This window comes from Sanguibacter sp. Z6_81 (assembly GCF_057180625.1).
The window spans coordinates 34,597-54,872 of the sequence record NZ_JBXUFV010000004.1; the positions used below are offsets into that span (position 1 = coordinate 34,597).

The window sequence follows — 20,276 nt, forward strand, 5'->3', positions numbered from 1 at the left end:
GAGGGTCAGAGCCGACAACACGCACAGCTGCACGCGGGCATGACAAGGCGCACCGGGGCGGTGGCGTCGGTCAGGCGCGTGCAGGTCATTCCAGAACTGTCGCAGCGGTGGGGTCAGATCTCAACAACAAGACCTGAATGTCTCATTCCCTGGTCAGTCGACGACGCCGTAGAGCCGGTCGCCCGCGTCGCCGAGGCCCGGCACGATGTAGGAGTTCTCGTCGAGGCGCTCGTCGATCGCCGCGACGACGATCGTCACGTCGGCCCGGTCGCCGATCGCGCTCTCGAGGACCTTGAGCCCTTCGGGGGCGGCGAGCAGGCACACTGCGGTGACGTCCCGCGCGCCGCGCTCGAGGAGGAAGTCGATGGCGGCGACGAGCGTCCCGCCGGTCGCGAGCATCGGGTCGAGGAGGAAGCACTGACGGCCGGTGAGGTCGTCGGGCAGCCGGTTGGCGTACGTGATGGCCTCGAGCGTCTCCTCGTTGCGCTGCATGCCGAGGAAGCCGACCTCGGCCGTGGGCAGCAGGCGGGTCATGCCGTCGAGCATGCCGAGGCCGGCGCGCAGGATCGGCACGACGAGGGGGCGCGGGTCCGCGATGGCCGTCCCGACCGTCTCGGCCACCGGCGTGCGGATGGTGCGCGGCACGGTGCGCACGTCACGGGTCGCCTCGTAGGCGAGCAGCGTGACGAGCTCGTCGACGAGGAGCCGGAACGTCGGTGACGACGTCTCCTCGTTGCGGAGGACGGTGAGCTTGTGGGCGACGAGCGGGTGGTCCGCGACATGCAGGCGCATGGGCCCACCGTACCGTGCGGTAACCCGCGTCAGGCTGCAACCTGCAGTGATAATGGCGACCATGCACGACGACGGGCGGTACCGCAGCGCGATGGGTCTCGCCCTCGACGAGGCGCGGCTCGCGCTGGGCACGGGCGACGTGCCGGTCGGGGCCGTCGTGCTCGGTCCGGACGGGTCCGTCGTCGGGCGCGGGCACAACGCGCGCGAGGCCACGGGGGACCCGACGGCGCACGCCGAGGTGCTCGCGCTGCGCGAGGCGGCGGCGGCCGTGGGGGAGTGGCGGCTCGAGGGCTGCACGCTCGTCGTGACGCTCGAGCCGTGCGCGATGTGCGCGGGCGCGATCCTGCTGGCCCGCGTGCCGCGGCTCGTCCTCGGGGCGTGGGACGACAAGGCGGGCGCGACCGGGTCGGTGTGGGACATCGTCCGGGACCGCCGGATGAACCACCGCGTCGAGGTGCTCGGGGGAGTCCGGGAGGACGAGTGCGCGGCGCTGCTCAGGGAGTTCTTCGGAGCGCACCGCGCAGGTACGTGAGGACCTCGGTGGCGCCGGCGTCGAGCCTCAGGGTCGCGAGCGGGTCGCCGCGGGTGGTGCCGCGGTTGACGATCACGACCGGCATCCCGGCCTTCGCGGCGTGCTTGACGAACCGCAGGCCCGAGTGGACCGTGAGCGACGAGCCCGCCACGAGCAGGGCGTCCGCGGCGTCGACCATCGCGAACGCCCGCGCGACCCGCTCCTTGGGCACGCTCTCCCCGAAGTAGACGATGTCCGGCTTGAGGATCCCACCGCACACCTCGCAGTCCACGGGGCGGAAGTGGGCGGTGGACTCGATGACGGCATCGGCGTCGGGCGCGATCTCGATGTCCGCGACGTCACCCACGGACTCGACGAACCCCGGGTTGGCCTCCTCGAGCCGGACCGCGAGGGACGCCCGGGAGACGATCCGGTGGCAGGACAGGCAGATGACGCGGTCGTACGTGCCGTGCAGGTCGACGAGGTTCCGGCTGCCCGCGTCCTGGTGGAGCCCGTCGACGTTCTGCGTGATGAGGCCGGTGAGGACACCGTCGCGCTCGAGGTCGGCGAGGGCGAGGTGCCCGGCGTTCGGCTCGGCGCGCCGTACGTGCTGCCAGCCGACGTGGTTGCGCGCCCAGTAGTGCCGGCGGAAGGAGGGGTCGCCGATGAACTGCTGGTACGTCATGGGGGTGCGCGGCGGTGAGTCGGGGCCGCGGTAGTCGGGGATGCCGGAGTCGGTCGAGACGCCCGCGCCGGTGAGCGCGGCGATCGTCCGGCCGTCGAGGAGGTCGACGAGTCGCTCGAGGTCTGCGGTGAGACCGGGAGCCAGGTCGGGGGCAGTACGGAGGCTGACGGTATCCACGTCATTCAGGCTACGACTCCCACCTGCGAGGCGCTCAGGCGTGCCGGGCGGCGCCCCGCGAGCCGCACAGCCCCGCCGATTGGGAGCTTGGGGGCACCGGCAGGTACTGTTCTCGGCGAGGTAGCGTGTCCGAGTGGCCTAAGGAGCACGCCTCGAAAGCGTGTGTGGGTGAAAGTCCACCGTGAGTTCGAATCTCACCGCTACCGCCAGTGGGTCCTGACGAAGCTCAGGACTGCGCAGTGACAGAACCCCCTGTGAGGGGCCCGGAAGGGCTCTGAGCAGGGGGTTTCGTCGTGTCGGGTGTTCTCACCTCTGCGGGTCACGCGTCGTCAGGATCCGCGACTCGTCCGCGCCGTGGCCATGTATTGACGCGGCGCTCTCCTGTGGTCGTCGTGAAGGAGACCTCGGCGTACATCTTCTTCAGTTCGCGCTTGGAGTCGAATGGCATGGCGAGTCGTCGCTTCCATGACCGATCGGAATGCGCCGCGATCACGGGGGCGTAGAGCTTGAGAGTCTGTGTCGGGGTTCCAAGACGGCCGCTGTAGCGCACGCGCCGGGCCGTCGTCGGCAGATGCACTGTTGCCTCGACTTCGTCGATGGGCAGACCGCCGGGGTTGTCGACGCGGAACTCGTAGAGCCACTGAGCGGATCCATCCTGCGCAGGGTGGTCGGGCGCCTCGAGGGTCACCCATGAGACGCTGACGCCGTCCCGCTCTCGATCGCGCTGAGCGCGACGGTCCTGAGTCGCTTGGCGCACCTGACGGCCTGTAAAAGCAAGGGCGCCAGCCGCAGCGAGCCCTCCTACCAATGACCCGAACGCGGAGATGAAATCGACTGTCCATATGGTCATGCACTGGAGTGTGGTTGCGCGGGGCGGCACAGGCAAGCGCAGTCCCGAGTCGGCCCACGCCCTCATACCGGCCAGGGAAGCCCGCCGGGCAGTGGGTCGGTGCGAGGCGCAGCGCTTCCATCTACGTGTCACATTCGTGGGCCTGCTGCGCCGCCCTCTGATGGACCTTGCGGAGTAGCACAATCGCAGGGGCAACTGCGAGCATGAGGCGCCGACCGACGACGAAGTGGGAGTCGCTCGGCCAGCCAGCGAGCCCAGCGGAGGCAGACGCACTTGGGCGTCCGCGCGCTGTCGTCTGCGCGACCCCGCTGGCCTACGGCTGGACGAACGTCACGTTCGTTGACCTTCATGGTCGAACCGCTGAGCTGGATCCTGACATCGTCACCCCGGCCCGCGTGTGGGTCGTCGAGCTCAAGGAGTGGCACGGGGCCACCGGTGGCAACCAGCAGACCTGGCGTGTAACGAGTGCGGGTGGGTGGGGGGGGCTGAGACCAATCTCCTGTGGTTGACGGAGCTGAAGGCCAAGCGGTTGAAGAGCCTGCGAGGGGCAAGGGGAAGACCCCGACGGTCGATCTAGCATTCCTGACCGATGCATGGGTGGATCGAGCGCCAGTGCTCTACATCGGCAAGGCCGGTGGCGAGGACGCGTGGCTTGCGGAATCGGCTCGACGAGTACCGCCGGCACGGCGCTGGCAAACCCGTCAGCCGCTGGGGCGGCCGCTACATCTGGCACCTCGCCGACGCAGACGAACGCGTTGTCGCGTGGCGGCCGACGCCGCAAGCAGACCCAAGGACGTCGAGTCTGCGCTGTTGACCCAGTTCGCGAATCGCTACGAATCTCGCCCGTTTACAAACCGGAAGGTGGGCCGTTCTGCCCCCGCAGGCTGATCGGGGCCGATCTCTTCCGCGTGTCGCCTGGGACGGACAGCGCGAACGTGCGCACCCGGATCCGAGCCGGTGTGGACCGGCGCCTCGCCTGCGGCTGAGCGCTCCCGTCGGTCCCGACTAGCTCGATCAGGGGGAACCCGCGCCACGATATGTGACACTCGAGACATGCACGATGTCTCCGTCGACACCGACCAGCTCGAGCTCGTCCCCGTCTACGTCAGCGTCGAACCGCGGGACCCGCGCGGTGAAGGGGCTCTCTCGGAGGACGCGATCGAGCACGTGCCTGCCGCGACGCCCGGTGAGGTCGCCGACGTCCTCACGCAGCTGGGTATCCCCGCGGAGGTCCTCGACGGCACGCTCCTCGGCGCCCCCGGGTGGATCGTCGCGCGGACCCTGGGGTGGAGCGACGGCCGGGTGCTGCGCTGGGCGCCGGACGAGAACCCCGTCAGCGGCCCGTACCCCTCCCTCACGCGCGACGACGTCGTGACGTACCTCGGGCGGGCGCTCGACGTCGCGTGCTCGATCGGGGACGAGCTCGAGCTCCCCGACGAGCCCACCCACGACGATGCCGTCGGTCTCGTCATCCATCAGCGGTCGGGTGCGGTCGTCGGACGGTGGCGCTCCACCGAGGCCCCGCACGTCGCGCGCGTCGCGGACTCGGCCCTGTGGTTCGCGACGATCGACGGAGCTGCCGTCGTGGCCGGCGTCGAGCCCGGTGCGGACCTCGGGGCTGTGGCGACCTACCCGTCGCGCAGCGCGCACGTCGGTCTCGAGCGCAACGGCGCGTGGCGCCGCCTCGGCGTCATGCGGGACGGCACGATCCTCGCCGCCCACGAGTGGGGTCCGCGCTGGATGCGCGTCGAGCCGTCGGAGGGCGTCGAGCCCGAGGCGGACGTGACGACGCTCGTCTTCGACTTCTACGACCCACCCCGTGCCGACCCCGTGCCGCTCGCGCGCGAGTTCGGGCTCGGACCCGTCGCGGCGGCGCAGCTGCGCGACGTCCTCGACGACCCGGACCGGGACGACCCGTTCACCGACGTGCTGCGCCTCCTCGGCCTGCCCGAGCAGGCGGCCGAGGTCGCCGAGGGCTGGCTCGACCCGTCGGACCTGCCCGGCGTGCGTCGGGTGGAGCCCCAGACGTTCGTGCGCAGCGTGTGGTCGTCCCTCACGACCGAGCCGGCCGAGCCGGCCGAGCGGAGCGTGCTCGACGACCTGCAGCGGATGTGGATCCACCGGCCCGCCGCCTACTGGGTGCTGTCCGGAGTGGAGCTCGTCGCGCTCGTTGCCGGCGCGGCTGCGCTGCTCCGACGGGGCGCGTCGGAAGGTCGCAGCGGACGGTCGCGGCGCGTCCTCGGGTGGACGCTCGTGGCACACGCTGTGGTGACGGTGGCCGACATGGCCGTGCCCCGCAGGTGGCGGGGGCTCGAGCGGCGTCCGGCGGAGCGCGCCTAGGCTGGTCCGATGGACCTGAGAATCTTCACCGAACCCCAGCAGGGCGCCTCGCACGCCGACCTCCTCGCCGTCGCCCGCGCGACGGAGGAGCTCGGCTACGACGCCTTCTTCCGCTCCGACCACGTGCTCACCATGAGCGGGGACGGGCTCCCCGGCCCGTCCGACGCCTGGCTCACCCTCGCAGCCCTCGCCCGCGAGACCTCCCGCATCCGCCTCGGCACCCTCGTCACGCCCGTGACGTTCCGGCACCCCGGCCTGCTCGCGATCCAGGTCGCGCAGGTCGACGACATGAGCGGCGGGCGCGTCGAGCTCGGGCTCGGCACGGGGTGGTTCCAGCGTGAGCACGAGGCGTACGGGGTGCCGTTCCCCGCGAAGCGCTTCGGCATCCTCGAGGAGCAGCTCGAGATCATCACAGGGCTGTGGGAGACGCCTGTCGCGGAGACGTACTCCTTCAGCGGGGACCACTACACGCTCACCGACGCCCCGGCATTGCCCAAGCCCGTCCAGGAGCGCGTCCCCGTGATCGTCGGCGGCGGCGGGCCCAGGCGGACGCCGGCGATCGCCGCGCGGTTCGCGACGGAGTTCAACGCCGCGTTCCCGGAGATCGACGCGATCGCCGGGCAGTTCGCGCGCGTCCGGTCGGCGTGCGACGAGATCGGCCGCGCCGCCGACGACCTCACGTACTCGGCTGCGCTCGTGCTGTGCGTCGGCAAGGACGAGGCGGAGTTCGTCCGGCGCGCCGAGGCGATCGGCCGTGAGCCCGCAGAGCTGCGGGAGCACGGGATCGCCGGCACCGTCGACGAGGCTGTCGAGCGCCTCGCCCACGTCGCCGGCCTGGGCGCGACACGCGTCTACCTCCAGGTGCTCGACCTGCACGACCTCGACCACCTCGAGCTCGTCGCCCGCGAGGTCGCTCCCCAGCTGTGACCCACGCCGCTGCCGACCCCCCCCGCGTGGTGCCTCGTGGGGGTCGGCAGCCCGGGCCGTGAGCCCCGACGCGTCCACATGATGGACGCGCTTCCACGCGCATCCGCGGCGCCATGTGCGCGTCCGGAGCACTCACGCACCGGACATACGTCGCGCGCCGGACGACGCCCGTGGGCCGCAACCCGTTCCAGGCCGCTCCCGAGCGTTCCTCAACAGTGCTGGTCAGCGTCCGAGTAAACGCTCTCATGAGGGGTTGTTGAAGAAGCCCTTATATCGCGACGCGCGGGAGGATACTGCCAGATCGCGGGTGGAATCTCTGTGACGTTTGTCACGTCCTAAAACCCTCATGGCCAACGTTATCGAGTTACGTTTCCTGCCTAGCGACGAGCCGCAGGGCTCACCGCACACAACTCAACCTCCACCGCCGAGGGTCCCGACAGGAACCGCCACCACGCACCTGTCGCCCGTCGCAACCGACGTCGCCAGAGCTGCCGCCGTCCCCCAGTCGCTGACTCGCTCAGAACGAGCCCGGACCAGTTAGGGGGCCACAGTGGCCGTCTCCGAATTCGAACGACTCGTCGTCACCCCACGCCGTACCGAGAACATCTCGGGCGACGTGCTCGCCCAGAAGCGTCTGCACAGTGCGCTCGGCGTCGCGGACGACGCGTCAGCCCTCCCCGACTCCGACGACTCCGGCGCCACCCACGTCGGGCACTCCCCGTCGCTCATGATGGTCGTGCTCCTCGCGACCCTCGGCGTCCTCGCCTACTCGATCTTCCTGCTCAACCCTGCCAACGTCGGTGACGCCCTGCCCTACGCGCTCGTCATCACGGCCGAGACGATCCTCGTCCTCCAGGCACTCCTCGCCATGTGGACGATCCTCTCCAGCGGCTACAACCCCCGGGACTTCGCGTTCTACGACGCGCAGGACCGGCTCCACGACGTCGCGGAGATCATCCGCGACAAGGCCGAGACGCGCCCGTGGGACTGGACCCTCTACCTCCACGACAAGCCGATCGTCGTCGACGTGTTCATCACGACGTACGGCGAACCCCTCGACGTCATCCGCAAGACCGTCACGGCGGCCCTGCAGATCCGCGGCCGCCACACCGTGTGGATCCTCGACGACGGCAAGTCCGACGCCGTCCGCGACCTCGCCGGGGACCTCGGGGCGCGGTACGTGCGCCGGTTGTCGAACAACGGCGCCAAGGCGGGCAACGTCAACCACGCCCTCGCCCTGAGCAAGGGCGACTTCTTCGCGATCTTCGACGCCGACTTCGTGCCCAGGCCGAACTTCCTCGTCGAGACGGTGCCGTTCTTCATCAACGACCACGTCGCGTTCGTCCAGACGCCGCAGACCTACGGCAACCTCAACAACCTCATCTCCCGCGGCGCGGGGTACATGCAGGCCGTGTTCTACAAGTTCATCCAGCCCGGTCGCAACCGCTTCAACGCGGCCTTCTGCGTGGGCACGAACGTCATCTTCCGGCGCGCCGCGATCAACGACATCGGCGGCATGCACACCGACTCCAAGTCGGAGGACGTGTGGACCTCGCTCATGCTCCACGAGCGGGGATGGCGCTCCGTCTACATCCCCATGACCCTCGCCGTCGGTGACACCCCGGAGACGATCGAGGCGTACACCAAGCAGCAGCTGCGGTGGGCGACCGGCGGGTTCGAGATCATGCTCCAGCAGAACCCGCTCGGCCTGCGCCGCAAGCTCACCATGGACCAGCGGCTGCAGTACACGGTGACCGCGACGCACTACCTGGCCGGGATCACGCCCCTGCTCCTGCTCATCGTCCCGCCGCTGCAGATCTTCTTCGACCTCACACCGATGAACCTCACCATCGGAACCGGGACCTGGTTGCTCTACTACGCCGGCTTCTACGTCATGCAGATCGCCATCGCGTTCCTCACCCTCGGGTCCTTCCGCTGGGAGGTCCTCATGCTCGCGAGCGTCTCGTTCCCCATCTACACCAAGGCCCTGTGGAACGCGATCTGCCGCAAGGAGCAGAAGTGGCACGTCACCGGCGCCGCCGGCCGCGCCAAGTCCCCGTTCAACTTCATGGTCCCGCAGGTGCTGTTCTTCTGGTTCCTCCTCCTCACGACGATCGTCGGGGCATGGAAGGACTGGAACGACGGGTCCCTCAGTCTCGCCCTCGCATGGAACGCGACCAACGCCCTCATCCTCGGTGCGTTCGTCGTCACCGCGATGAAGGAGGCGCACTCCATCGCTGCGGCCAACCGTGCCGAGAAGCGTGCCGCGAAGCCCGGCCGGGCCTCGTCGGCCGGCCGCCGCGTCGCCGCCCCCGCACAGACCGTGACCGCCCCTACCGGAGGTGCCCGATGACCTGGTCCAACCGTTTCCGTGTCCTGCTCGGCCTCGTCCTCATCCTCGCCGTCGTCGCCGCGTTCACCATCATCCTCAACCGCCGCATCACCCAGGTGAGCAGCGGCAGCGCGTCCATCGGAGCTGCGGAGGTGGAGCTCGGCACCGACTACGCGGGCACCGTCGTCGAGCGGTTCGTGGAGCCCGGCGACGTGGTCGCCGAAGGTGACGTCATCGTGTCCGTGCAGAGCCAGGCGCTGGCCCACGACCTCGCGATCGGCCTCGTGCGCGCCGACGCCGCACCCTTCAAGGTGACGCCCGACGGGACCATGATGTTCACCGCCCCCGAGGCGGGCATCGTCAAAACCATCGACGTTGCACCGGGTGCGTTCGTCCAGGCCGGCCGCGTCCTCGCCAGCATCGAGCGCGCCGACTCGCTGTTCGTCCGCGCCGAGTTCTCGCTCGACCCCACGGACTACGAGCGCCTCGAGCCCGGCGCCGACGTCACGCTCGTCCTGCCCAACCAGACCGAGATCGAGGGGAGCGTCGACACCATCGAGGTCGTGACGAACGCCAACCGTGCCGAGGCCGTCATCCAGATCGTCAGCCCCGCGCTCGAGCGCGGCGCAGAGAACGGCCTCATCACGCCGGGCGTCCCCGTCACGGCGAGCGTCCAGCTGCGCGACGACGGCGTCATGGCCGACGTGCAGCACAGCGCCGAGTCCTTCCTGCGAAAGATCGGCATCTGATGCGGGCCCTCGCGACAGCCCTCCCTGCCACCGTTCTGGCCGGAGTGCTGCTGACGATGACCGCCTGCGGCTCGGACGATGCGGAGAGCGCACCCAAGCCGCCGGACGGGCCCGTGGCTGAAGCATCGATCGACGACGTGGACGCCCTCGTCGCGGCCCTCCCGGTGCGGCAGTGGGAGGAGGAGGAGAAGGAACCACCGACGATGCGGCTCGACGACGGGCTCCTGCCGCCGACGAACAGATGGTTCTCCGGACTCGTGTTCGGCGACAAGCCGATGCCCGTGTTCCCCATGCCGCTCGCCTACACCCCCACCGCCTCCGGGTTCGCAGTGGGTCTCCCGACGCCCCTGACGAGCGAGAAGGGCATCATCGCTCCCGCTCTGGAAGACGTCGGCCTCGACGTGGGGGCGGCGTCGTTCGCGGTCACCGCGTACGACACGGCGAGCGTGACGATGACCCTGCGCGACGACGCCGGCGCCGACCTCGGCAGCGTGATCGTCGTCGAGGGGTCGCCGTTCGTCAGCTACACCGCGGCCGTCGACCAGGACGTCTCGCTCTCCGTCCCGTTCTCGGACGGGGACGTCCCGAGCGCGACCGTCGGGGAGCAGACCTACGGGCTCTCCACGACAGGCACGCTGAAGGGTTCTACCCTGGCGCTCACCGCCGGTCAGGTCGCGACGGTCGTCGTCGCGCCCGACGCCGCCGACGGAGCGTCGGACGACGAGGCGCTCGCGGCTCTCGTCGAGCTGGCGGCGAGCCCCGTCACGGGCACAGGCTCCAGCTACGGCATCGATGACGGTGCGTCGACCACGACCGTCACGTACACCACGGCGTCCGGCGACCCCACGGCGATCGTCCGGATGCCCCACCAGGAGCAGTCGACCGGCGAGGGGGACGACTGCGACCTCGGCACGTACGACACCGTCTACGGCACCGTGCAGCTGTGCTCCGGCACGGAGCTGTCGTGGGGCGTGCCCGTCGTGGAGCCGCAAGGGACCCTCGACCTCGAGGGCCTGAGCGACGAGCACCGGGCCGAGCTCGCCGAGCAGGTCCGTGCGGACATCGCCGCGATCCCCGCTGCCCCCTCCGACACCTACTTCGGCGGCAAGGCGCTGTACCGCGACACGAACCTCCTCGTCCTCGCCGAGGAGCTCGGTCTCGACGACGTCGCTGCACCCCTGCGGGAGGAGCTCGAGGCCCGCATCTCCGAGTGGGCCGAGCCCGACGGGTGCGACACACGCGAGGCGCGCTGCTTCGTCTACGACGACGTGATGCGCGGCGTCGTGGGCCTCACGCCGTCGTTCGGGTCCGAGGAGTTCAACGACCACCACTTCCACTACGGGTACTTCCTCTACTCCGCGGGCGTGCTCGCCGCGGACGACCCTGCTCTCGCGGAGCAGCTGCGACCGGTGATGGACGTCCTCGCCGCGGACATCGCGTCGCCCGTGACGTCAGCGGAGGTGCCGGCGCTGCGTGCGTTCGACGTCTACAAGGGCCACTCGTGGGCGTCCGGGACCTCGCCGTTCGCCGACGGCAACAACCAGGAGTCGAGCTCCGAGGCGGTCACCGCCTGGAACGGCCTGGGTCTGTGGGCGTCGGCCAGCGGCAACGACGGCCTCGCGGAGCAGGCCCGGTGGATGCTCTCCGCCGAGGCCGCGTCGTCGTCGGCCTACTGGACGAACTTCCCGCTCGACGAGCCCGTCTACGACGGCTTCGACTACACCGTCACGAGCCTCGTGTGGGGCGGAAAGCGTGACTACGCGACGTGGTTCAGCGCCGAGCCGGGCGCCATGCTCGGCATCGTCGTGCTCCCCATGAGCCCCGTGAGCGAGTACCTGGCGAGCGACCCGGAGCGCATCGCGGTGAACCTCGAGTCCGAGCTCGGCGGATCGGACAGCTACGAGGTCATGTTCGGCGACTTCCTCCTCATGTACTCCGCGCTCGCCGGGCCGGAGGCTGCCGAGGAGGCCCTCGTCGCAGCGCGTGGGCTGTCCGACGACACCATCGACGACGGCAACACCCGCAGCTACATGCTCGCGTCGATCATGGCCCAGCTCGGCTGACGGCGCAGCACCCGACACGGCACGGGCCGGACCGCTGAGAAGCGGTCCGGCCCGTGCCGTGTCGTGCAGGTGCCCGGTCGCGCTACATGAACCCGAAGCTCAGCCCGAAGATCACCATGCCGAGCAGGAACACGATCCCGACGACGAGGAACAGGCTCACGTAGCTGATCACCAGTCCGGCCACAGCGAAGCCCGCGCCCTGCTCGCCGCTCGTGCGCAGCTGGGAGCGCGCGATGTGCCCGAGGACGATGCCGACGATCCAGCCCAGGACAGGGACGAGCGTCCAGCCGGCGATGGACGCGACGAGCGACCCGATCGCCATGGCGTTCGTCGGCCTGCCCACGTAGCCCGGACCGCCGGCGGGGGACTGGTAGGTGGGCGGGTCATAGCTCGGCGCCTCGTACGTCGGGACCTGGGGAGCGGCCGGCTCGTCCCACGCTGACGGGCCCTGACGGTAAGGGCTGAACGCACCGCCGGTCGGGTCGGGGTACGACCCGGACGCGCCCGCACCGGGGCGGGGATCCTTGCTCAGGTTCGGCTCGGACATTGCACTCCTCGGGTCATGGGGACGGTCATGCGGCGGGCTCGCCCTCAGCTGGTGCCTCTTCTGTGGTGGGCTCCGGGGTGGGTAGCTGCTCGGGCGCGATCTGGTCGAGCGGGAGGCAGCCTTCGCGGGAGATCATCGCGATCGCGGGATCCAGGGCGACCTCCTCGCTGAGCGACTCGAACTCGTCGCCCAGCGTGACGTCGATCGTCGCGTCCGCGCGTGCGTCGTAGTAGAGGTCGCTCTCGCTGAAGTGGGCCGCGACCGTGTACGCCTGGGCGAGCCCGGCCGCCCCGAAGGAGATGCGGACGCTCGCGAGGTCGACCGAGGCGTTCCCGGTGGTCGCGACAGCGAACCCGCGCTCGGCGAGGGTCTCGGCGGCGACGGTGGCGAGGCCCGCACGGTCGGTGGCGTTCAAGACGTTGAGAGTGATGTCACCGCTGGGCACCGGCATGGTGCCGTCGGGCAGGCACGCCTGCGGGTACTGCTCGTCGGTCTGCTTCGTGGCGTAGGTGAAGTCACGCTCGAACGGTGGGTCGACGGTGCCGGTGTACACGGCGAGCGCCCCGAGGCCGGTGACGGCAAGGAAGGCGATGAGGACGCCGAATATCACAGCCTGGCGTTCCTGCTTGTGGCGTCTGCGCAGCGTGCGCGCACGCTTGACGTCGTCCGGCGTGGTCATCTGAGAAATTTACCGCCCGTCGGGATCAATCGAGCACGAGGACGCGCGCGTGCAGGAGGCCACGTTGCTGCAGCGCTGCGCGGACGGCGCGGTGCAGGCCGTCCTCGAGGTACATGACGCCCTCGTACTGCACGACGTGCGCGAAGAGGTCCCCGTAGAACGTCGAGTCCTCCGCGAGGAGGTTGTCGAGGTTGAGGGTGCGCTTGGTCGTGACGAGCTCGTCGAGGCGGACCTGCCGTGGGGCGACGGACGACCAGTCCTTCGCCGTGACGAGTCCGTGGTCGGGGTAGGGCCGGCCGTCCCCGACGCGCTTGAAGATCATGGCCGCAAGTCTAGACGGGGCGGGATGTCCCTCGTGTGGAGATCTGGTGGTCACGGCATGACCCGAGCGACCCAGGTGCGCGGCATATGACGAAGGGCCTGTCTCCTCGGTGGGAGACAGGCCCTTCGTCGCGGCGGAGGATGGGGGATTCGAACCCCCGAGGGCGTGAACCCAACCGCCTTTCCAAGACGGCGCCATAGGCCACTAGGCGAATCCTCCGTGACGCACCGGGCGGACCCAGCCTGACGAGGATACCCAAGAACCGGGCGGACACCGAATCGCCCCTGCGCGGCCGCACGTTTGGGCGGGGCCCGCGCTCCGGGTTAGTGTTTCCCCAGACCCCTCGTGCGGCGTCATCTCGCTGAACTCCCCCAGGGCCGGAAGGCAGCAAGGGCAGGTGAGCTCTGACGGGTGTGCGGGGGGTCCTTTTCATGCCCGGGGCCATCCGGGGCGCCCGCCATCGCGGTGCCCACCATGTGGCCCGCGTCACGTCCGCATGCTGGAACCGGGTGTCCGCGGAGTGGAAATGGCGGTCGAACGCCGCGCATGATGTGACTCATGGTCACCACCAGCACCCGCACGCGACGAGCCAGCACCCTGTGCCGCTCGCCGCAGGCGTGCTGCCGCCCGGGCATGATGCCCGGCGGGTGTTGTCGCTGACCCGAGCGTCACACCCGGATCGGGGGAGGACCCCGACACACGCCGCGCAGCGGCGCCCCACTGCGACGACACGGGCCGGGCCCCGGGCCCGCCGGACAGGGCCGCAGCCCTGAGTCGTCCGACGTCGTCCGCCGACAACCGCCCCGGCCCGGCCGTCGGCCACCCACCTCCGCGACCTTTGCCCCCGCGCGCACCTGCGCACACCGGAAGGAACACCATGTCCCGCACCGCCCGCACCGCCCGTTCGAAGACGTTCGCCGCCCTTGCTGCCTCCGCTCTCGTGCTCGGTCTCGCCGCCTGCGGCACCGACGAGGACGAGTCGGAGCCCATCCGCATCGGCGTCGTCAACGACTCCGACGAGCAGTGGCCGATCTTCATCGAGAAGGCGCAGGCCGAGGGCATCGAGGTCGAGCTCGTGAACTTCACGGAGTACACGCAGCCGAACCCCGCGCTCGCACAGGAGGAGCTGGACCTGAACCAGTTCCAGCACCTGCTCTACCTCGCGGACTACAACGCCACCTCGGGGGAGGACCTCACGCCCATCGGCGCCACCGCGGTCTACCCCCTCGCCCTGTACTCCACCCAGTACAGCAGCGTGGAAGACATCCCCGAGGGCGGCGAGATCGCCATCCCGAACGATCCCACCAACCTCTCCCGGGCCCTGCTCGTCCTCCAGGACGCCGGCCTCGTCGAGCTCGAGGACGGCGGGTCACCCTTCTCCGACGAGACCGAGGTCCTCGAGTCCTCACGCGTGAGCGTCATCCCCGTCGACGCCGCGCAGACCGCGATCAGCCTGCCGTCCGTCGCCGGGTCGATCATCAACAACGACTTCGTGCTCGACGCCGGGCTCACACCCGAGAACGCCCTCTACCAGGACGAGGCGGACTCCGAGGGTGCGCGCCCCTACATCAACATCTTCGTGGCGCGGGCCGAGGACAAGGACAACGAGACGTACCTCAAGCTCGTCGAGATCTTCCACGACTCCGAGGTCGAGGCCGCTCTCCTCGAGGCCTCGGGCGGCTCCGCCGTCATCGCGAACCAGAGCGCGGAGGAGCTCCAGGGCTACCTCGCGGAGATCACCGCCGACATCGAGTCCCAGGGCTGACGTCGCCGCACGGCGCAACGCACGGTCGGGGGTGGCCCGGCGGTACCGGACAGGATCCGGACCGTCCGGGCCGCCGTCGCGCACGGCTGGCAGGATGACTGGCGACGGACGAGGGATGGAGCACCGATGAGCGGCACCGCGCCCGCGATGGTGAGTTTCAAGGACGCGACGAAGATCTTCCGGACCTCGTCGGGCGAGGTGCGTGCCGTGGACGGCGTGACCCTCGACGTCGCCGCGGGGGAGATCTTCGGCGTCATCGGGTACTCCGGCGCCGGCAAGTCGACCCTCGTGCGTCTCATCAACGCCCTCGAGCCGGTGACGTCCGGCCAGGTCCTCGTCGACGGCCAGGACGTGAGCCGGTTGCCCGAGAAGGAGCTGCGGTCCGTCCGCGCGGGCATCGGCATGATCTTCCAGCAGTTCAACCTCCTGTCCTCGCGGACGGTCGCCGGGAACGTCGCCTACCCGCTCGAGGTCGCCGGGTGGCCGAGGGCCAGGCGCAAGGAACGCGTCGCGCAGCTGCTCGAGTTCGTCGGCATCTCCGACAAGGCCCGGCAGTACCCGGGGCAGCTCTCGGGTGGACAGAAGCAGCGCGTCGGCATCGCGCGCGCCCTGGCGACCGACCCCAAGATCCTCCTCGCGGACGAGTCGACGAGCGCCCTCGACCCCGAGACGACGCAGGACGTCCTCAACCTCTTGCGTCGCGTCAACCAGGAGCTGGGCGTCACGGTCGTCGTCATCACGCACGAGATGGACGTCGTGAAGTACATGTGCGACCGCGTCGCAGTCATGGAGAACGGCAAGGTCGTGGAGTCCGGCGAGGTGTACCGGGTGTTCGCCGACCCGGAGCACCCGGCGACGAAGCGCTTCGTCGGCACCTCCCTCAAGGACCGGCCCAGCCCCGCGGCGCTCGAGCGCCTGCGGCGACGCCATCCCGGGCGGATGGTCACCATCGGGGTCCGGGAGGACGGGGCGTCGAGCACCGACCTCACCCGGGCGCTGCGTGAGCACGCCGTCGACGGCACCATCGTCTACGGCGGGATCACCGAGATCTCCGAGCGGCCCTTCGGCAGTCTCACCGTCGCGCTCGAGGGGGACGACGCGCAGATCCGCGCGTTCCTCACGGACCTGCGCCGTTCGACGACGGTCATCGACCTCGGGACAGCGGCCGCGCCGCTCACCGACCCGGACGCCACAGGCCCCCGGAGCTCCGCGGCATCGACCGGGACGACCGTCGGGAAGGCGTCATGAACCTCGCCGCGCGGGAGACCGACTGGGACCGGCTGGGCCCACAGCTGCTCGAATCGGTGGGCGAGACCGCCTTCATGGTCTCCGTCAGCCTGCTCGCCGGCGGGTTCTTCGGGCTCCTGCTCGGGCTCGCGCTCTACGGGACCCGCAAGGGCAACCTCTTCAGCAACTCCCCGGTGTTCGCGGTGCTCAACATCATCGTGAACATCGTCCGACCGATCCCGTTCGTCATCTTCCTCGCGCTCGTGGGCCCGCTCACGCTCGAGGTGGTGGGGACGACGCTGGGTACGGGCGCGGCGACGTTCCCGCTGTCGATCATGACGACGTTCGCGGTCTCCCGGATCGTCGAGCAGAACCTCGTCTCGCTCGACCCGGGCGTCATCGAGGCTGCGCGCGCGATGGGCGCCTCGCGCCTGCGCATCGTGTGGTCTGTGCTCATCCCCGAGGCGCTCGCCCCGCTCATCCTCGGGTACACCTTCATCTTCGTCGCGATCGTCGACATGTCCGCGATGGCCGGCATCATCGGCGGAGGAGGGCTCGGCGACTTCGCCATCCGGTTCGGCTACCAGCGCCTCAACTGGGAGGTCGTGCTCGTCGTCGTCGTCGTCATCGTGCTCATCGTCCAGCTCGCCCAGCTGCTCGGGAACTGGCTGGCGCGCAAGGCCCTGCACCGCTGACTGGCCCAGGCTGCGGCGCAGCCTCGTCCACACCGTGCTGTTCGTCGGACTCCTCGAGGTGCACGCTCGACACGCTGCGGCACAGCCCAGTGCTGCGACCCGTGGTGCCCGGCAGGTCGGCCGAGAGGGCACCCGGGGCGCGGTGATGCTGCTTCAGCGCTGGACGATCGTGCGGACGGCACCCACGACCGCGCTGGCGCCGCCGCCGTCGGGCCGCCCGGACCTGGGGGGCTCGGCGGCCCTCTCGGCCCGGTGCCCTGTCAGCGCCGGCGTCTAGAGTGGCGTCCGTGAGCACAGCCCTGTACCGCCGCTACCGTCCCGAGAACTTCGCCGAGGTGATCGGGCAGGAGCACGTCACCGTGCCGCTCATGCAGGCGCTGCGCTCGGACCGCGTCAACCATGCCTACCTCTTCTCGGGTCCGCGCGGGTGCGGCAAGACGACCTCGGCCCGGATCCTCGCGCGCATCCTCAACTGCGCCCGCAACACGCCTGAGTCGCCGTCGGACACCCCGTGCGGGGAGTGCGAGTCGTGCGTGGAGCTCTCCCGCGGGGGCCCGGGCAGCCTCGACGTCGTCGAGATCGACGCAGCCAGCCACGGCGGGGTCGACGACGCCCGGGAGCTGCGCGAGCGGGCCACGTTCTCCCCGTCCCGGGACCGCTTCAAGATCTTCATCCTCGACGAGGCCCACATGGTCACGGCGCAGGGCTTCAACGCGCTGCTGAAGATCGTCGAGGAGCCGCCGGAGTACCTCAAGTTCATCTTCGCGACGACCGAGCCCGAGAAGGTCATCGGGACGATCCGCTCACGCACCCACCACTACCCGTTCCGGCTCGTGTCGCCGACCACGCTCCAGGAGTACCTCGGCGAGCTGTGCGAGAGCGAGGGAATCAGCGTCGGCGCAGGCGTCCTGCCCCTCGTCGTGCGCGCCGGAGGTGGCTCCGTCCGTGACTCCCTGTCCGTCCTCGACCAGCTCATGGCCGGGGCGCAGGACAGCGCGCTCGACTACGAACGCGCCGTCTCCTTGCTGGGATACACGCATGTCACGCTGCTCGACGACGTCGTGGAGGCGCTCGCGGCACGGGACGGCGCGAGCATGTTCCGTGTCGTCGACCACGTCATCGCCACCGGTCACGAGCCGCGGAGGTTCGTCGAGGACCTGCTCGAGCGGTTGCGCGACCTCATCGTCCTGTCCGTCTCGGGGGACGCCGCGCAGGCGGTGCTCCGCAACGTGCCCGCAGACCAGATGGCGCGCATGCAGGCGCAGGCGTCGAACCTCGGCGCGGGCGAGCTCTCCCGCTCGGCGGACACCGTGAACGCTGCGCTGTCCGAGATGAGCGGAGCGACCTCGCCCCGGCTGCACCTCGAGCTGTTGTGCGCCCGGCTCCTCCTGCCCGCCGTCGACGACACGACCGCGGGTCTGGCCGCCCGCCTCGACCGGCTCGAACGGGGCGCGGCAGTCCGCCAGGCCCCTGTCCCGGCCAGCACCGCGCCCGTCCCCGCCAGCACCGCGCCCGTCCCGACCAGAAGTGCACCCGCTCCGGTGACGGCGACGACCGCGGAGGTGGGCTCCGCGTCCCCCGCGCCCGCGTCTCCCGCGTCCGCCTCCTCGGCCCCTACGCCCGTCACGTCCCATGACGACCCGCCATGGGAGACCGCTCCGGCGGTCCAGGCGCACGCCGAGCCGCCGACACAGGGGCAGGCATCGCCACACGCAGGCTCGCAGCCGGACGCGCAGCGGCAGCCGGACGCGCAGCCGGAGCCGGCCCCGCAGCCGGACCCGCAGCCGCGGCAGGACACGCGGGAGCGGGCAGTGTCGCAGGGTCAGCCCGCCGCGCGCCCTGGCGCCGGCTCCCCGGCTGTTCCAGCACCCCAGGCTGCCCCGGCGTCGTCGGCGCCCGCAGCGGGTGCGCCTGCCTCCGCTGCCGTGCCTGCCTCCGCCGCCACGCAGGCCACGAACACCGAGATGCTGCGGCGGAGGTGGCCTGAGGTGCTCGACACGCTGAGCAGGCTCCGCAAGGCGACCTGGGCCCTGGTGAGTCAGAACGCCCAGGTTGCGGAGCTCACCGACACGACCCTGTCCCTGACCTTCTCCTCCGCGGGGCTCGCCACGACGTTCCGTAACAGCCCCGGTGCGGAGCTCGTGCAGCGTGCCGTGCGCGAGACCCTCGGCTTCGACGTGCGGGTCGAGGGTGGCGTCGACGACGGCGCCCGCCCGGCGGCGCGCGCGACGAACGACCGGGCGTCGTCCGCGACCGGCGGGGGCGGGGCGGGCCCACGGATCGCGGGCGTCGACCCTGCGGCGGCCGCCGCCTCCTGGGACGCGCCGGCGGCACCGGTGGCGCGCGTCGCTCTTCCGACCCCGCCGGACCCCCAGGCGCCCCGCGGGCCGGTCGCGGCGCCCGCACGGGTGGTGGACGAGGACGCCCCCGAGCCACCGGCCGACTACGACGCCGGCCCCGAGTACGCGCCGGGTGGGGGCGAGACCCCGCGCCAGGCGGCGGAGCGGCGTGCGGCGGAGTCGCGGCAGGCGCTCGACGCGCGCTCTCGTGTCGTCGACGACCCCCAGCCCGACGACGAGGACCTCGCGTCGTCGGGTCTCGTCGGTGTGCCGCTCGTGACCCAGATGCTCGGTGGACGGGTCATCGACGAGATCATCGACGGGCAATAAAAACATTCACCTTCACATACCGCTGTTCATACTTGCGGTCAGTGGATGTGTTAGCCTGAAACGGCACGAGGGCGCGGCAACGAGCATGCTGCGAATACCCATTCGTCGGCATTTATGCCCCTTTGTCAGGACATGTACCCACCCATCGCGAAGAACGATGATCAATCATGATGAATGACGATTGATCGCGATGCATCGCGACGTTTCCCGCCACGGCGGCGGATGTCGTCGTTTCCCGCGCTATGCGCCCCGGTGTCAGGATCCGTCCCGTCCCGTCCCGTGCCGCTCGTGTCCGGCCCTCTCGGAGCGCCCGCGTAGGCTGGGGGTGTGTATGAAGGAGTGGTCCAGGACCTCATCGACGAGCTCGGCCGGCTGCCCGGCATCGGGCCCAAGAGCGCGCAGCGGATCGCCTTCCACCTGCTCGCGGCGGAGGCGTCCGACGTCCGTCGCCTCGCGGAGGTGCTCACCGAGGTCAAGGCGCGGGTGCGGTTCTGCGACATCTGCGGCAACGTCGCGGAGGACGAGCTCTGTCGCGTGTGCCGGGATCCCCGGCGCTCCCTGACGGCCATCTGCGTCGTCGAGGAGGCCAAGGACGTCGTCGCGATCGAACGGACCCGCGAGTTCCGGGGTCGGTACCACGTGCTCGGCGGCGCCATCAACCCGATCGACAACGTCGGACCCGACGACCTGCGCATCAAGGAGCTGCTCACGCGGCTCGCGGACGGCACCGTCCAGGAGGTCATCCTCGCGATGGACCCGAACGTCGAGGGAGAGGCGACAGCCACCTACCTCGCACGGATGCTCGGTCCGATGGGCCTGCGCATCACGCGCCTGGCGTCCGGTCTGCCCGTCGGGGGAGACTTGGAGTACGCCGACGAGGTCACGCTCGGCCGAGCTTTCGAGGGCCGTAGGCTGGTCGGAGGATGACACACACCACGGGGGACGC

At 70.4% G+C, this 20,276-nt stretch carries 18 protein-coding genes, 2 tRNA genes and 1 other RNA gene; 14 read left to right on the plus strand and 7 right to left on the minus strand.

The features are described 5' to 3' along the window. Positions 1 to 153 precede the first annotated feature (153 nt). Positions 154 to 792 (minus strand): uracil phosphoribosyltransferase, encoded by a 639-nt coding sequence (gene upp / locus AC2AXK_RS11105; RefSeq protein WP_484345452.1) that lies wholly within the window; start codon positions 790 to 792, stop codon positions 154 to 156. Between the two features lie 91 nt (positions 793 to 883). On the opposite strand from upp, the gene AC2AXK_RS11110 reads away from it, so the two are divergent. Beyond that, positions 884 to 1,324, plus strand: coding sequence for a nucleoside deaminase (locus AC2AXK_RS11110; RefSeq protein WP_484345736.1), 441 nt, complete (start codon positions 884 to 886; stop codon positions 1,322 to 1,324). Here AC2AXK_RS11110 and AC2AXK_RS11115 read toward each other — a convergent pair. Then, positions 1,287 to 2,132 (minus strand): NAD-dependent protein deacetylase, encoded by an 846-nt coding sequence (locus AC2AXK_RS11115; protein ID WP_484345737.1) that lies wholly within the window; start codon positions 2,130 to 2,132, stop codon positions 1,287 to 1,289. The genes AC2AXK_RS11110 and AC2AXK_RS11115 overlap by 38 nt on opposite strands. Positions 2,133 to 2,284: 152 nt before the next feature. Between AC2AXK_RS11115 and AC2AXK_RS11120 the strand changes: the two genes are divergently transcribed. Next, positions 2,285 to 2,374 (plus strand) — tRNA-Ser (locus AC2AXK_RS11120). 110 nt (positions 2,375 to 2,484) lie between these two features. Here the strand turns inward: AC2AXK_RS11120 and AC2AXK_RS11125 are convergent. Beyond that, positions 2,485 to 2,853: a hypothetical protein gene (locus AC2AXK_RS11125; protein WP_484345453.1), complete on the minus strand. Its 369-nt coding sequence runs from the start codon at positions 2,851 to 2,853 to the stop codon at positions 2,485 to 2,487. Between the two features lie 365 nt (positions 2,854 to 3,218). On the opposite strand from AC2AXK_RS11125, the gene AC2AXK_RS11130 reads away from it, so the two are divergent. The 6 genes from AC2AXK_RS11130 to AC2AXK_RS11155 all read left to right on the plus strand — a co-directional run bounded on the left by AC2AXK_RS11130 (position 3,219) and on the right by AC2AXK_RS11155 (position 11,426). Further along, on the plus strand, positions 3,219 to 3,524 hold the full coding sequence (locus AC2AXK_RS11130) for a nuclease-related domain-containing protein (RefSeq protein WP_484345454.1): 306 nt from the start codon (positions 3,219 to 3,221) through the stop codon (positions 3,522 to 3,524). 544 nt (positions 3,525 to 4,068) lie between these two features. Beyond that, the gene (locus AC2AXK_RS11135) at positions 4,069 to 5,355 is read left to right on the plus strand and encodes a hypothetical protein (protein ID WP_484345455.1); all 1,287 of its coding nucleotides are present in this window, start codon (positions 4,069 to 4,071) and stop codon (positions 5,353 to 5,355) included. Positions 5,356 to 5,364: 9 nt separating this feature from the next. Then, positions 5,365 to 6,282 (plus strand): LLM class F420-dependent oxidoreductase, encoded by a 918-nt coding sequence (locus AC2AXK_RS11140; RefSeq protein WP_484345456.1) that lies wholly within the window; start codon positions 5,365 to 5,367, stop codon positions 6,280 to 6,282. A 550-nt stretch (positions 6,283 to 6,832) separates the two neighbouring features. After that, positions 6,833 to 8,635 (plus strand): glycosyltransferase family 2 protein, encoded by a 1,803-nt coding sequence (locus AC2AXK_RS11145; protein WP_484345457.1) that lies wholly within the window; start codon positions 6,833 to 6,835, stop codon positions 8,633 to 8,635. Next, entirely contained in the window at positions 8,632 to 9,363 is a 732-nt protein-coding gene (locus AC2AXK_RS11150; protein ID WP_484345458.1) for an efflux RND transporter periplasmic adaptor subunit, read from the plus strand. The genes AC2AXK_RS11145 and AC2AXK_RS11150 overlap by 4 nt, the downstream gene beginning before the upstream one ends. After that, on the plus strand, positions 9,363 to 11,426 hold the full coding sequence (locus AC2AXK_RS11155) for a glycosyl hydrolase (protein WP_484345459.1): 2,064 nt from the start codon (positions 9,363 to 9,365) through the stop codon (positions 11,424 to 11,426). Before AC2AXK_RS11150 ends, AC2AXK_RS11155 begins: the two co-directional genes overlap by 1 nt. Positions 11,427 to 11,508: 82 nt before the next feature. Here AC2AXK_RS11155 and AC2AXK_RS11160 read toward each other — a convergent pair whose 3' ends face one another. The 4 genes from AC2AXK_RS11160 to AC2AXK_RS11175 all read right to left on the minus strand — a co-directional run bounded on the left by AC2AXK_RS11160 (position 11,509) and on the right by AC2AXK_RS11175 (position 13,193). After that, positions 11,509 to 11,973 (minus strand): DUF4190 domain-containing protein, encoded by a 465-nt coding sequence (locus AC2AXK_RS11160; protein WP_484345460.1) that lies wholly within the window; start codon positions 11,971 to 11,973, stop codon positions 11,509 to 11,511. Positions 11,974 to 11,998: 25 nt separating this feature from the next. Continuing rightward, a complete protein-coding gene (locus AC2AXK_RS11165) occupies positions 11,999 to 12,652 on the minus strand; it encodes a LytR C-terminal domain-containing protein (RefSeq protein WP_484345461.1) in 654 nt (217 codons plus the stop codon). A gap of 25 nt (positions 12,653 to 12,677) precedes the next feature. Further along, entirely contained in the window at positions 12,678 to 12,974 is a 297-nt protein-coding gene (locus AC2AXK_RS11170; RefSeq protein ID WP_484345462.1) for a type II toxin-antitoxin system VapB family antitoxin, read from the minus strand. 134 nt (positions 12,975 to 13,108) lie between these two features. Further along, a tRNA-Ser gene (locus AC2AXK_RS11175) sits at positions 13,109 to 13,193 on the minus strand. A gap of 115 nt (positions 13,194 to 13,308) precedes the next feature. Here AC2AXK_RS11175 and ffs point away from each other — a divergent pair. From ffs to recR, 6 genes are all read left to right on the plus strand, one after another. Continuing rightward, an RNA gene (ffs, locus tag AC2AXK_RS11180) (signal recognition particle sRNA small type) lies at positions 13,309 to 13,405 on the plus strand. A gap of 446 nt (positions 13,406 to 13,851) precedes the next feature. Then, positions 13,852 to 14,739 (plus strand): MetQ/NlpA family ABC transporter substrate-binding protein, encoded by an 888-nt coding sequence (locus AC2AXK_RS11185; protein WP_484345463.1) that lies wholly within the window; start codon positions 13,852 to 13,854, stop codon positions 14,737 to 14,739. Between the two features lie 126 nt (positions 14,740 to 14,865). Beyond that, on the plus strand, positions 14,866 to 15,987 hold the full coding sequence (locus AC2AXK_RS11190; protein ID WP_484345464.1) for a methionine ABC transporter ATP-binding protein: 1,122 nt from the start codon (positions 14,866 to 14,868) through the stop codon (positions 15,985 to 15,987). Continuing rightward, positions 15,984 to 16,661, plus strand: a complete 678-nt coding sequence (locus AC2AXK_RS11195; protein WP_484345465.1) for a methionine ABC transporter permease — start codon at positions 15,984 to 15,986, stop codon at positions 16,659 to 16,661. The genes AC2AXK_RS11190 and AC2AXK_RS11195 overlap by 4 nt, the downstream gene beginning before the upstream one ends. Before the next feature lie 287 nt (positions 16,662 to 16,948). Next, a complete protein-coding gene (locus AC2AXK_RS11200; RefSeq protein ID WP_484345466.1) occupies positions 16,949 to 19,330 on the plus strand; it encodes a DNA polymerase III subunit gamma and tau in 2,382 nt (793 codons plus the stop codon). A 327-nt stretch (positions 19,331 to 19,657) separates the two neighbouring features. Then, positions 19,658 to 20,257 carry a recombination mediator RecR gene (gene recR, locus AC2AXK_RS11205; RefSeq protein WP_484345467.1) on the plus strand — a complete coding sequence of 200 codons (600 nt, stop codon included), beginning with the start codon at positions 19,658 to 19,660 and terminating at the stop codon, positions 20,255 to 20,257. Positions 20,258 to 20,276 lie beyond the last annotated feature (19 nt).

Excerpts from the sequence above, each read along its gene's own strand:
- upp (WP_484345452.1), bottom strand. The coding sequence starts at position 792 with ATGCGCCTGCATGTCGCGGACCACCCGCTCGTCGCCCACAAGCTCACC.
- AC2AXK_RS11110 (WP_484345736.1), top strand. The coding sequence starts at position 884 with ATGGGTCTCGCCCTCGACGAGGCGCGGCTCGCGCTGGGCACGGGCGAC.
- AC2AXK_RS11130 (WP_484345454.1), top strand. The coding sequence starts at position 3,219 with ATGAGGCGCCGACCGACGACGAAGTGGGAGTCGCTCGGCCAGCCAGCG.
- AC2AXK_RS11135 (WP_484345455.1), top strand. The coding sequence starts at position 4,069 with ATGCACGATGTCTCCGTCGACACCGACCAGCTCGAGCTCGTCCCCGTC.
- AC2AXK_RS11140 (WP_484345456.1), top strand. The coding sequence starts at position 5,365 with ATGGACCTGAGAATCTTCACCGAACCCCAGCAGGGCGCCTCGCACGCC.
- AC2AXK_RS11150 (WP_484345458.1), top strand. The coding sequence starts at position 8,632 with ATGACCTGGTCCAACCGTTTCCGTGTCCTGCTCGGCCTCGTCCTCATC.
- AC2AXK_RS11155 (WP_484345459.1), top strand. The coding sequence starts at position 9,363 with ATGCGGGCCCTCGCGACAGCCCTCCCTGCCACCGTTCTGGCCGGAGTG.
- AC2AXK_RS11160 (WP_484345460.1), bottom strand. The coding sequence starts at position 11,973 with ATGTCCGAGCCGAACCTGAGCAAGGATCCCCGCCCCGGTGCGGGCGCG.
- AC2AXK_RS11165 (WP_484345461.1), bottom strand. The coding sequence starts at position 12,652 with ATGACCACGCCGGACGACGTCAAGCGTGCGCGCACGCTGCGCAGACGC.
- AC2AXK_RS11170 (WP_484345462.1), bottom strand. The coding sequence starts at position 12,974 with ATGATCTTCAAGCGCGTCGGGGACGGCCGGCCCTACCCCGACCACGGA.
- AC2AXK_RS11185 (WP_484345463.1), top strand. The coding sequence starts at position 13,852 with ATGTCCCGCACCGCCCGCACCGCCCGTTCGAAGACGTTCGCCGCCCTT.
- AC2AXK_RS11190 (WP_484345464.1), top strand. The coding sequence starts at position 14,866 with ATGAGCGGCACCGCGCCCGCGATGGTGAGTTTCAAGGACGCGACGAAG.
- AC2AXK_RS11195 (WP_484345465.1), top strand. The coding sequence starts at position 15,984 with ATGAACCTCGCCGCGCGGGAGACCGACTGGGACCGGCTGGGCCCACAG.